Raw genomic sequence first — 11,922 nt, forward strand, 5'->3', positions numbered from 1 at the left:
AGGCAGGCCGGATAACGGCGCGCAAATCACATCAGCCATGGGGGAGGATAGATGGCCGAAGGCGCTTGCGCCGCTCATCAGTGTTTCATTCGCGTTGCCAGCTCGATAAAGGCCAGCGTAGCGGGGGACGCCTGGCGCTGATCAAGGACAGCAAGGCCAAACTGACGCTGTACGGCCGGCAATAATGGCTTCTTCACATAGCGCGGCGTTGCCTCCTCCGGCAATGAGCCTTCGGCAACAATCGTAATGGCGTCACCACGGCTGACCGTGTCGAGGGTGCTGAGCAGTTGCGAGCAGCGATAGCGGATGTTTGGTTGTAAACGCGCGGCCATGAACAGCCGCGACACCAGTTCCGCAGAACCAGCCTCGGTCAGCACAAACGGCGCGTCGCACAACTCCTTGAGGCTCAACGCCGAGCGTGTTGCCAGCGGATGGCTGACTGGAAGCAGGGCAACCAGTTGGTCTTCGATCAAGGCAAAGGTGTCGAAGCGCTCCTCGGGCAGCACCACAAAACCGATGTCGATCCGTCGTTCTTCCAGCCATTGAATCACTTGTCGATCCGGCCCTTCATCGATGTGCACTTCGATGTCCGGATGCGCCCGTCGATATTGCCGCAGAATCCTGGGTAACAGTTTGATCGACGAGGTTGGCCCGAACGAGCCGATGCGCAGGGTGCCGGTTTTCATGCCGCGAGCATCGGCGGCTTCCTGGCGCAAGGTGTTGGCCAGCCCGAGCATGGCGCGGGCGCGCAGCAGTAATTGTTCTCCGATGTCACTGAGTTCCACTGAAGAAGAGTGCCGACGCAGCAACTCGACGCCGAGTTCCTGCTCCAACGACTTCATCGCGTGGGATACTGCCGACTGCGAAATCCCCAGCCGATGGGCCGCGAGAGTAAACCCGCGCAACTCGGCAACCAGCGAGAAGACTTCCAGTTGAGTGAGGGTCATGAGTGTTTGCTCATTTTACGATGACAAGAAATGAAGGGAATGATACGGCATTCCTAAAGTTCTTTGGTCTGGAGCCTCATGCGCAACGTCGAGCAACTGCACATAACATCGTCCGACATCCCGGTTTATCTGACACTGGCGGCGGTGACCATGATCTGGGGCGGGACCTTTGTCGCCGGGCGTTTTCTGGCCGGAGGTCTGAGCCCGATCCTCGCGGCCAGCCTGCGCTTCTTGCTCGCCAGTGCGGCGCTGCTCGGCTTCTTGTGGCTAGCGCGGATCCCCTTGGCGCGTCCGGCGCCAAGGCAATGGTTGCAACTGGCGTTGCTGGGGTTCTTCGGGATCTTCTTCTATAACCTGTGCTTTTTTTACGGCCTGCAATACATCAACGCGTCGCGGGCCTCGTTGATTGTCGCGTTGAACCCGGCGGTGATCGGTCTTGCCTCGTGGTGGCTGTTCAAAGAACGCTTGGGCCGGGTGAAAGTTGCTGGCATCGCGACCTGTATTGTTGGCGCCGGCCTGGTGATCGTCAGCCGTAATCCACAATTACTGGCTGCAACGCCTGACGCATGGATCGGTGATCTGTTGATCCTTGGCTGCGTGCTGGGTTGGGGTGTTTACTCGTTGTTTTCCCGTGAGCTGAATCAGACGCTGGGGCCGGTGCAGACCGTGACGTACTCGATCCTGATCGGCACGTTCATGTTGTGGGTTCTGGCGGCTGTGCGCGGCGAACTGAGCTGGGAGGCGCTGGATGATCTGGGGCTGCCGCAATGGCTGAGCCTGCTGTACCTCGGCATCCTCGGCTCGGCGCTCGCCTACATCGGTTACTACGACGGCATCCGTAAAATCGGCGCGACGCGCAGCGGCGTGTTTATCGCGCTGAACCCGTTGACGGCCGTGGTCTTCGGCGCTGTGTTGCTGGGCGAGCAACTGACATTGGCCATGTATGGGGGTGGCGTACTGATCCTGACGGGCATTTACCTCTGCAACAAACCCCTTGCACCGGGCGCCAGAAAGCGGATTTTATAGAGAGAGCAGACAAGCCTATTTACGCTGTGTAGAATCGGGTTACGCATACAATAATAATCGTCTTCTGGCAGCAGAAGCCTCGCCCGCAAGAGCCTTGGGTCGACAATGAAGATATTCGGGTTTCAACTGATCTACGGTGACTTCCTCGCCCGCAGTGTGCGTGGCATCTCCTGCGCGCCACCCACCGACCTCACATGACTGACAAATAACCCTGGTTAATTGATAAGAAATGATGAGGTGCCACCATGGCAGATTTATACGAAAACCCTATGGGCCTGATGGGCTTTGAATTCATCGAGCTCGCATCGCCGGTGCCGGGCACCCTGGAGCCGATCTTCGAGATCATGGGCTTCACCAAAGTCGCGACCCACCGCTCGAAGAACGTGCACCTGTACCGTCAGGGCGCGATCAACCTGATCCTCAACAACGAACCCAACAGCGTTGCTTCGTACTTCGCTGCCGAGCACGGCCCGTCCGTTTGCGGCATGGCGTTCCGCGTCAAGGATTCGCAGAAAGCCTACAACCGCGCACTCGAACTCGGCGCTCAGCCGATCCACATCGAAACCGGCCCGATGGAGCTGAACCTGCCGGCGATCAAAGGCATCGGCGGCGCGCCGCTGTACCTGATCGACCGTTTCGGCGAAGGCAGCTCGATCTATGACATCGACTTCGTGTTTATCGAAGGCGTTGACCGCAACCCGGTCGGTGCTGGCCTGAAGATCATCGACCACCTGACCCACAACGTGTATCGCGGTCGCATGGCTTACTGGGCGAACTTCTACGAGAAGCTGTTCAACTTCCGCGAGATCCGTTACTTCGACATCAAGGGCGAATACACCGGCCTGACTTCGAAAGCGATGACCGCACCGGACGGCATGATCCGCATCCCGCTGAACGAAGAATCGTCCAAAGGCGCGGGTCAGATCGAAGAGTTCCTGATGCAGTTCAACGGCGAGGGCATTCAGCACGTGGCGTTCCTCACCGACGACCTGATCAAGACCTGGGATCAGTTGAAGAAGATCGGCATGCGCTTCATGACCGCGCCGCCGGACACCTACTACGAAATGCTCGAAGGCCGTCTGCCTAACCACGGCGAACCGGTTGATCAGCTGCAATCGCGCGGCATCCTGCTCGACGGCGCCTCGGAACAGGGCGACAAGCGTCTGCTGCTGCAGATCTTCTCGGAAACCCTGATGGGCCCGGTGTTCTTCGAATTCATCCAGCGCAAGGGCGATGATGGTTTCGGTGAAGGTAACTTCAAGGCACTGTTCGAATCGATCGAGCGTGATCAGGTGCGTCGTGGTGTACTTGCCACTGAGTAATCGACCACTGAAATGAAAAATCCCGACCTGCAGCGATGCAGGGCCGGGATTTCTTTCAAGATCAAAAGATCGCAGCCTGCGGCAGCTCCTACAGGAAATACGCATTCCAAATGTAGGAGCTGCCGCAGGCTGCGATCTTTTGCTTTAAGGACGGCTTTGGCGCATCAAGTGTTTAAAGCCTTCAAACACCAGCACAATCACCGCCAGCCAGATCGGAATATACGTCAGCCATTCACCGGACTTGATGCTCTCACCGAGCAGCAACGCCACACCGAGCAGCAACACCGGCTCAACATAACTCAACAAGCCAAACAGGCTGAACGGCAGCAAGCGGCTGGCGATGATGTACACCACCAACGCCGACGCACTGATCAGGCCGAGCAAGGGGATCAGCCACATCAGCCCCGGGTACTGATCAAACACGCCAAAGCCTTGCTCGCCACCGTGCACAAACCACCAGGCGACGGGGAGCATCAGCGTCATGTCGACCCACAAGCCGCCAAGATTGTCAGTCTTCAGGTATTTGCGCAGCACGAAGTACAGCGGGTAGCCAACCACGACCACCAGTGTCGCCCAGGAAAATCCGCCGACCTGGTACAGCTCGTTCACAACACCCAGGGATGCGAAGAACACCGCGACTTTTTGCAGGTACGACAGGCTTTCGCCGTAGGCAATCCTTCCGGTCAGGACCATCGCCAGTGGCAGCAGGAAGTAACCCAGCGAAACATCGAGACTATAGCCGTTGAGCGGCGCCCACATGAACAGCCACAGTTGCACACCGAGCAGGGCAGCCGAGACGATCAACCCGGCGACCAGTTTTGGTTTTGCCGCGACCACACGAACCAGCTCCAGCACCCGCCGCCATTCCCCGGACACCAGCATGAACACGGTCATGCATGGCACGGTCAGCAGCATCCGCCAGCCGAAAATCTCTACGCCACTCAACGGTGTGAGCAGCGAAGTGTAGTAATACATGACGGCAAACAGCACCGAGGCTGAAACCGATAGAGCGATACCTTTAGACAAACTGTCCTCGCGGGGGTTGATGGTCAAACGGGCGCGAAGGATACGTGGTTTTTGTGCTGAATATTGGCCGGATGCTCAATATTATTCACACGCATTCCTTGTGGGAGCTGCCGCAGGCTGCGATCTTTTGACCTTGACTTAAAAGTCGACGTCACTGCGCAACCTTCAACGGATTGCCGAAGCGCATCAGGTACATCTCGCCGAACTTGTAGGAGGCGTAATCGGTGATATGACCAATATCACGATAGACCGGCAAACCGTCGACGGTGGTCATACACGCGTCGTCTTTGCATTGCACGATTTTCGGGTCAATGACGATCAAACCGGGATATTCGGTCTTCAGGTCATTGAACAGTTGTTCCAGCACCGGCTCTTTTGCGCCAGACCATGGCGCCGTAGCGCAGAGGCTGCTTTGCTCGGCACTGCCCATCAAGCCGCGCAGCTTGACCTGTTGCAGCAGGCAGGTGTTGATCCCCGCAGGCATGGGCAACGTATTTTCCAGAAAAACCGGCGTCGCACCGGATTCGACAATGATATCGAGGGCCTTGCGGATCGCTGTGCCGAGGCGTTGTCTTGACAGTTCCGGGCTGCGCGGGTCATCGAGTTGGGTGACGATGTCATCGTCGAGATAGGCCTCCCAGAACTGACCCACGATCACATACCTGAAATGCCGCTTCGCGATCATGTCGTAATAGCGTTGAGCGGCGTTGTGGCATTTTTGATACAGCCCGTTCGTGTATTTATTCACGTCATAGAGGTAGATATCGGGCAAGGCCAGGCACGCCGGGTAGCCCTGTGTGAGCACGGCAAGATTGGCGTCTTTGGCCAGTGTTTCCACAAAGCCCCAGTAATGATTCGAAAACGAATCGCCCATCAGCAATATTTGCGGTGCAGCCTGTGTGGCGCCCGATATACAGCCAGGGTCGGCGCCATCGCTGACCCCCAGGCATCCCTCGCGACTGGCCGGAACAGACGCTTTCAAGCCGTTGAACACGTCGTTGTAGCCTTGGTTGAAGCGGTTCGGCCAGCCTTCTTGTCTGACGCTGGCAGCGTGGAGCAGAGACAGGCCGATCGCCGGCACGATCATCAGCACGACCAGGGTTTTGGTAAAGCCGAGCCGGGCCTTTCGAAAGCGGTTTTCGATCAGCACATAGCAGAGCCAGGCCGTGGCGAAAGTGCAGACGAAGTAAACAATCGTCATCGGCGGGGTGAGCGCGATGCCCATGTAACTCATCACTGCGAGGATCGGCCAGTGCCACAAGTACAAGGAGTACGAAAGCGTGCCAATAAACACCAAGGGTTTGAACGCCAGCAGTTTCGAGGTGACGCTCGCATCGCCAACACCCTTAAACAGTAAGGCCGCCGTAGCGAGGCACACGGCAATGGCGTGGTATCGCGGAAAGCCCGGCAGGATATCTTCCAGGGTGGCGCAGTAGATGATTGTCGCCAGCGAAAGCGCGCAGACCAGCGTGGCGCTCAGGCGATTGAGCCTGAACGTGTGCGTGCTGAAGATGACCGCACAGGAGCCAATCATCAATTCGAAGATTCGCGCAGTGAAGAAGTAGTAGTTCTTTTCAGGAGCCGAGTAAGACAGATACAGCGCGAGCGCCATGGCCGCCAGGGTCAAACCGAGCACCGCCGCTTTGAACAGGCTTTTCGCCAGATAACGGTTGAGCAACCAGAGGCCCAGTGGCAGCGCCAGATACCACTGCCATTCAATGGCCAGCGACCAGGTGTGCAAGAGCGGCAGACTGGCCGCATCGGGCGTGGCGTAACCCGTGGTTACTTTGGAAAAGTACTGGTTGGAGATGATTAACGAGGTGTATTTCTCGCTTTTGAGAAAGTCGACATAGTCATCGGGCAAGTAAAGCAACGTTGTGACTATCAGCGTTGCGCCCAGCAACGCAATAACGGCCGGTTGCAGGCGCCAGATGCGCCGCGTGTAGAACCCCGAGAAAGTGAACGTGCCGTTGTTCAGCGACTTCATGATGATTGCGGTGGTCAAATAACCGGAGATCACGAAGAAGATATCGACGCCGATAAACCCGGACGGGAAGAACGTCAGGCCGCCGTGGAAAATCAGCACCAGCAACACCGCGATTGCGCGCAGGCCGTCGATATCCGCACGGTAATCAATCGAGGGTTTGCGATCCCCGACAGTTGCGGTTGCTGCCGGCTCAGGAAACTTATCGGCAAACAGTTTGAACAGCAGCCCGCGCAAAGGCTTCCTGGATACCTCAACGGGGCGATTGAGCATGTATTAAATCCTTGGTTATTTCTGAACGCTCAATCAAATCATCCGTTTGATCGCGCTTGCTTCAACGAAAAACAGCCGATTGTATCGGCTGTTGCTGAACAAGGGAAAATGCTTAAACCAATTGCGGTTTACGCCCCGACACAAAATGACTGACATCGTTGAATCCCGGCGTCGATGCATGGCCCGGCGTCACCAGAGAATCGATAAACGCCTCATCTGCTGCGGTGATCTTCACGGTCTGCGCCTTGGTGTATGCATCCCATTGCGCTTCAGTTCGCGGCCCGACAATCGCCGACGTCACCGCACTGTTGTTCAACACCCAGGCAATCGCAAACTCGACCATGCCGACGCCGCGCTGCTCGGTGTACTGCTGAATCTGCTGGGCGATGCGCAGCGATTCCACGCGCCACTCGGTTTCCAGAATGCGCTTGTCCTGACGCCCGGCACGGCTGTTGGCATCCGGTGTAGCGTCCGGCGCGTATTTGCCGCTGAGCACGCCACGGGCCAGCGGACTGTAAGGCACCACGCCCAGGCCATAGGTTTGCGCCGCGGTGATCTGCTCGGTCTCGGCCTGACGGTTGACGATGTTGTACAACGGCTGGCTGATCACCGGGCGATCAACGCCGAGTTTGTCGGCGATACGAATCACCTCGGCAATCCGCCAGCCGCGATAGTTCGACAGGCCCCAGTAGCGAATTTTTCCCTGGCGAATCAGATCACCAATCGCCGAAACGCTGACCTCCAGAGGCGTGTTGTGGTCTTCACGGTGCAGGTAATAGATGTCGAGATAGTCCGTGCCGAGCCGGGTCAGGCTGGCATCGATGCCATTGAAAATGTGTTTGCGGCTCAAACCGCTACGATTCGGCACACCGTCCACCGGGCCGAAACCGACCTTGGTTGCCAGCACCCACTCATGCCGATGTCGGGCAATCGCTTCACCGACGATCTCTTCGGAGCGACCGTTGGTGTAGACGTCAGCGGTGTCGATGAAATTGATCCCCTGATCCCAGGCCTTGTCGATGATACGCAGTGAATCCTCAGCGCTGGTCTGCTCGCCAAACATCATCGTACCGAGGGTGAGGGTGGACACCTGCAACCCCGAGTGCCCGAGTATGCGAAAGCTCATGCCGAAATCCTTTTGTCGGTGGGAAAGGGTTAATCAAATACCAGAAGCGTGCGATGCGGCAAAGTGAATATTGGCTCATCCGACGTTTCGGGAGGGCTGGGGTGAGGGGGAAAAGATCTACAGACCACCACAAAAACCAAGCCAGATACCCAACGAAAAACGACCCTGAAAAGGGCCGTTCTTTCTTTCATCAAAACCTTAAGCCCGCAACGTCCGCGTCATGCGCAACGCCAGCAGACTCCCGCCGACAATCACCGCCGCCAGCAGATACAACGCAGCATCGGTCGACCCCGTACTGTCCTTGACCCAACCCACCAGGTACGGGCTAAGGAACCCAGCCATCTGCCCCATCGAGTTGATCAACGCCAGACCACCGGCCGCGGCACCGGCGCTCAACATCGCCGTCGGCACCGGCCAGAACATCGGCAGGCCGGTCAGTGCGCCCATGGTGGCAATGGTCAGGCCGAGAATCGCAATCGCCGGATTGGCCGCGAAATTCACCGCGATCACCAGACCGATCGCGCCCATCAGCATCGGCACCACCAAATGCCAGCGGCGTTCCTTGCGCAAATCCGCCGACCGCCCGACCACCAGCATGAACACCGCCGCCAGCAGATACGGAATCGCACTCAGCCAACCGATCACCAGGTTATCGCTGAAACCGAGGTTCTTGATGATCGACGGCAACCAGAAGTTGATCGCGTACACGCCGCTCTGGATGCAGAAGTAAATCAGGCCGAACGCCCAGATCGCCGGGTTCTTGAACACCGCCAACAGCGAGTCGGAGGTGGTTTTTGGTTTGTTCGCCAAGTCTTCAGCTTGATCCGCCTCAAGCACCGCACGCTCATGCGGGCTCAGCCATTTGGCGTTGGCGAAGCTGTCGCTCAGGAGGAAATAGGCGAGGGCGCCGAGGATGACGGTAGGAATGCCTTGCAGCAGAAACATCCACTGCCAGCCGGCCAAACCACCTTGCCCTGCGGCGAAGTGATTGAGAATCCAGCCAGAGAACGGGCTGCCGAGCAGACCGGAAACCGGGATCGCCGACATGAACAGCGCCATGATCCGGCCACGGCGGAAGGTCGGGAACCATTGCGAGAGGTACAACACGACGCCCGGGAAGAACCCGGCTTCGGCCGCACCGGTGAACAGGCGCAGCGTGTAGAACTCGGTCGGGGTGGTGACGAACAGCAGGCAGGTCGACAGCGTGCCCCAAGTGATCATCATCACGGCAATCCAGCGCCGTGGGCCGAATCTGGTCAGGGCCAGGTTGCTCGGCACGCCGCAGAGCACGTAGCCGATGAAGAAGATACCGGCACCGAGGCCGTACACGGTTTCGCTGAATTTCAGTGCGTCGAGCATCTGCAGTTTGGCAAATCCAACGTTGACCCGGTCGAGGTAGTTGAACAGGTAGCAGATGAAAATGAAGGGGATCAAACGCAGGGTGATGCGTTTGTAGACGGCGTTTTTATCGTCATCGATGGTCTGGGTAGCTGCGGCGCTCTGCGACATAGCGGCTCTCTCTTTATTATGATTTTTTGCGATGCAAAGGGTAACGTTGATCGCCCCGAGAGTCTCGGTCACCTTTGGCCGGATTGTCTTTGTGCCTGAGCACAGGGTTTGCCGCCAGACCCTGTGCGGGTGAACAACCGACTGCCGCGTTTTTCAAGGATCTTGCCCATCATGTTTGAACTCGATCACGACCTCGCCCAGGACATCGTCGACCGGGCCATGGCCATTTTGCCCTACAACGTCAACGTCATGGACAGCCAGGGGCTGATCCTCGGCAGCGGCGAACCGGAGCGCATCAATACCCGTCACGAAGGCGCGCAACTGGTGCTGGCCAATGGTCGCGTGGTGGAGATCGATGCGCAGACCGCTGTGCATCTCAAAGGCGTGCAACCGGGTATCAATCTGCCGCTGTTGCTCGACCAACGCTTGATCGGCGTGCTCGGGATTACCGGCGAACCAGAGCAACTGCGTACGTACGCAGAACTGGTGCGCATGACCGCCGAGATGCTCGTCGGCCAGCGCAACCAACAGGCCGAACAGCAATGGCGGCGCCAGCGCTGTGATGACTTGCTGGCGTTGTTGTTGAGCGAGGCGGGGGACTCGCCGCGTCTGGTCGATGAAGCGCAACAGCTTGGACTCAAACCGCAATTGACGCGGGTGCCGTATCTTTTTGAGCTGGGCCTTGAACATGGGCCGGGGCAAACCGTCGAGGCGCTGAGTGCCTGGCTGATGTCGCGTTATCCCGATAGCTGGTGTGTGAGTTCGGCGAAGTCATCGCTGCTGTGGTGTCGCCCGGCGACTCAGCACGTCGAGCATGACCGCTTGCTGGAAAAACTCGATGGTCTGGGCTGGAAGGTGCTGCGCATTGCCGTGGGCGGACAGGCTGATGGGCTCACCGGATTGCGCCGTTGTTATCGACGGGTCGGCGACTTGCTCGCCTATGGCCGGGAAGTGTTGCCGCACTCGCGGTTGCTGACGCTGAACCGCTATCGATTGCCGGTAATGCTGTGGCGGCATCGTAACGATGATGCGCTGGACGAACTGCTCAAACCCTTGCGCAAAGTGATCGCCAAGGACGCCAACGGGCAGTTGCTGGCGACGCTGCGCAGTTGGTGTGAGCACGATGGCCAGAGTCAGGCGTGTGCCGATGCATTGGGGATTCATCGCAACAGCCTGCGTTATCGGATGGAGCGGATTGCCGAGTTGAGCGGGGTTGATCCGCTCAGGCTGGATGGGATGTTGGCGCTGTATCTTGGGGTGCAGTTGCTGCCGCAGACTGATCCGAACTGATTGGGCGCCTTCAAAGACGCCATCGCGAGCAGGCTCACTCCTACATTTGGAATGCATTCCCCTGTAGGAGTGAGCCTGCTCGCGATGGCGGCGGTACATTCACCGCAGAGCCTTTTGTGAAAATGAACAATAAACGCCCCCGCCACTTGTGCAGCGGACAGGCGTCAAGGCGCGGGCCGACTGGCAGCATGAGGGGCATTGCAACCGGAGAATTCGCATGAAGATCGTCATCGCCCCCGACTCGTTCAAGGACAGCCTGAGTGCCCAAGGCGTCGCTGAAGCCATTGCCCTTGGCCTGGCCCAGGTCTGGCCGCAGGCCACACTGGTCAAATGCCCGATGGCCGATGGCGGCGAAGGCACGGTCGAATCGATCCTCGCCGCCTGCGAAGGCGAACTGCGCCGCACCCGCGTGCGCGGCCCGCTGTGCACAGCTGTCGACGCTGCATGGGGCTGGTTGCCGCACAACCACACCGCAATCATTGAAATGGCCGAGGCCAGCGGCTTGCAACTGGTGCCGCTGGGGCAACGCGATGCCTGCATCAGCAGCACTTTCGGCACCGGCGAACTGATTCGCGCAGCACTGGATGCCGGCGCGCAGCGGGTAATTCTGGCGATTGGCGGCAGTGCGACCAACGATGGCGGCGCAGGGGCGATGCAGGCGCTGGGCGTGAAGTTGCTTGATGCGCAGAGTCAATCGCTGGTACCTGGCGGCCTGGCGTTGGCGCAACTGGCAAAACTGGACCTGAGCGAACTCGACCCGCGTCTGGCACAGGTGCGCTTCGATATCGCCGCAGACGTCAACAACCCGCTGTGCGGCCCGCACGGTGCCTCGGCGATTTTCGGCCCGCAGAAAGGCGCCTCGCCGACGCAGGTGCAGCAACTCGATCAGGCGTTGGGCCACTTCGCCGAACTGTGCGCGCAAGCGTTGGGCAAAGACGTCCGCGACGAACCGGGCAGCGGCGCGGCGGGAGGTTTGGGGTTCGCGGCCAAGGCATTCCTTGGAGCGCAATTTCAAGCCGGGGTTGAAGTGGTTGCCGAACTGGTCGGCCTCGCCGAAGCCGTTAAAGGCGCCGACCTGGTGATTACCGGGGAAGGGCGCTTCGATGCCCAGACCTTGCGCGGCAAGACACCGTTCGGTGTCGCACGGATTGCCAAACAGCACGCCGTGCCGGTGATCGTCATCGCCGGCACCTTGGGCGAGGGTTACCAAGAACTTTACGATCACGGCATCGATGCGGCCTTCGCCGTGACCAGTGGCCCGATGACGCTGGAGCAGGCCTGCGCCGAGGCTCCGCGTTTGTTGCGCGAACGCGCTACCGATATTGCCCGCGTCTGGCAGATGGCGAAACACAACGTGTGAAACAGGTCCACAGGGTGTTTCAATCTTGTAACACCCTGAAAAATAGTTACCCCTGACCC

At 58.6% G+C, this 11,922-nt stretch carries 9 protein-coding genes; 4 read left to right on the forward strand and 5 right to left on the reverse strand.

From position 1 onward, the window contains the following. Positions 1-77: 77 nt before the first annotated feature. Positions 78-947, reverse strand: coding sequence for a LysR family transcriptional regulator (locus ACI514_RS08815; protein ID WP_405123563.1), 870 nt, complete (start codon positions 945-947; stop codon positions 78-80). Between the two features lie 78 nt (positions 948-1,025). On the opposite strand from ACI514_RS08815, the gene ACI514_RS08820 reads away from it, so the two are divergent. Further along, a complete protein-coding gene (locus ACI514_RS08820; RefSeq protein WP_405123564.1) occupies positions 1,026-1,973 on the forward strand; it encodes a DMT family transporter in 948 nt (315 codons plus the stop codon). Between the two features lie 245 nt (positions 1,974-2,218). Next, on the forward strand, positions 2,219-3,295 hold the full coding sequence (gene hppD / locus ACI514_RS08825) for a 4-hydroxyphenylpyruvate dioxygenase (RefSeq protein ID WP_007912211.1): 1,077 nt from the start codon (positions 2,219-2,221) through the stop codon (positions 3,293-3,295). 144 nt (positions 3,296-3,439) lie between these two features. Here hppD and rarD read toward each other — a convergent pair whose 3' ends face one another. From rarD to ACI514_RS08845, 4 genes are all read right to left on the reverse strand, one after another. Beyond that, positions 3,440-4,321 carry an EamA family transporter RarD gene (gene rarD, locus ACI514_RS08830; RefSeq protein WP_405123565.1) on the reverse strand — a complete coding sequence of 294 codons (882 nt, stop codon included), beginning with the start codon at positions 4,319-4,321 and terminating at the stop codon, positions 3,440-3,442. A gap of 151 nt (positions 4,322-4,472) precedes the next feature. Then, positions 4,473-6,578 (reverse strand): acyltransferase family protein, encoded by a 2,106-nt coding sequence (locus ACI514_RS08835; RefSeq protein WP_160058144.1) that lies wholly within the window; start codon positions 6,576-6,578, stop codon positions 4,473-4,475. A gap of 112 nt (positions 6,579-6,690) precedes the next feature. Then, a complete protein-coding gene (locus ACI514_RS08840) occupies positions 6,691-7,704 on the reverse strand; it encodes an aldo/keto reductase (protein WP_160058142.1) in 1,014 nt (337 codons plus the stop codon). Between the two features lie 198 nt (positions 7,705-7,902). Continuing rightward, positions 7,903-9,213 (reverse strand): MFS transporter, encoded by a 1,311-nt coding sequence (locus tag ACI514_RS08845; RefSeq protein WP_160058141.1) that lies wholly within the window; start codon positions 9,211-9,213, stop codon positions 7,903-7,905. 171 nt (positions 9,214-9,384) lie between these two features. On the opposite strand from ACI514_RS08845, the gene ACI514_RS08850 reads away from it, so the two are divergent. Both ACI514_RS08850 and ACI514_RS08855 read left to right on the forward strand, forming a co-directional pair. Next, positions 9,385-10,503 carry a sugar diacid recognition domain-containing protein gene (locus tag ACI514_RS08850; protein ID WP_160058139.1) on the forward strand — a complete coding sequence of 373 codons (1,119 nt, stop codon included), beginning with the start codon at positions 9,385-9,387 and terminating at the stop codon, positions 10,501-10,503. Between the two features lie 217 nt (positions 10,504-10,720). Continuing rightward, positions 10,721-11,863 (forward strand): glycerate kinase, encoded by a 1,143-nt coding sequence (locus tag ACI514_RS08855; protein ID WP_405123566.1) that lies wholly within the window; start codon positions 10,721-10,723, stop codon positions 11,861-11,863. Positions 11,864-11,922: the final 59 nt, after the last annotated feature.

It is taken from the genome of Pseudomonas sp. M20 (assembly GCF_045037865.1).
GTDB lineage: Bacteria > Pseudomonadota > Gammaproteobacteria > Pseudomonadales > Pseudomonadaceae > Aquipseudomonas.

Coding starts and splice junctions, on each gene's coding strand:
- ACI514_RS08815 (WP_405123563.1), bottom strand. CDS start 947: ATGACCCTCACTCAACTGGAAGTCTTCTCGCTGGTTGCCGAGTTGCGC.
- ACI514_RS08820 (WP_405123564.1), top strand. CDS start 1,026: ATGCGCAACGTCGAGCAACTGCACATAACATCGTCCGACATCCCGGTT.
- hppD (WP_007912211.1), top strand. CDS start 2,219: ATGGCAGATTTATACGAAAACCCTATGGGCCTGATGGGCTTTGAATTC.
- ACI514_RS08835 (WP_160058144.1), bottom strand. CDS start 6,578: ATGCTCAATCGCCCCGTTGAGGTATCCAGGAAGCCTTTGCGCGGGCTG.
- ACI514_RS08840 (WP_160058142.1), bottom strand. CDS start 7,704: ATGAGCTTTCGCATACTCGGGCACTCGGGGTTGCAGGTGTCCACCCTC.
- ACI514_RS08845 (WP_160058141.1), bottom strand. CDS start 9,213: ATGTCGCAGAGCGCCGCAGCTACCCAGACCATCGATGACGATAAAAAC.
- ACI514_RS08850 (WP_160058139.1), top strand. CDS start 9,385: ATGTTTGAACTCGATCACGACCTCGCCCAGGACATCGTCGACCGGGCC.
- ACI514_RS08855 (WP_405123566.1), top strand. CDS start 10,721: ATGAAGATCGTCATCGCCCCCGACTCGTTCAAGGACAGCCTGAGTGCC.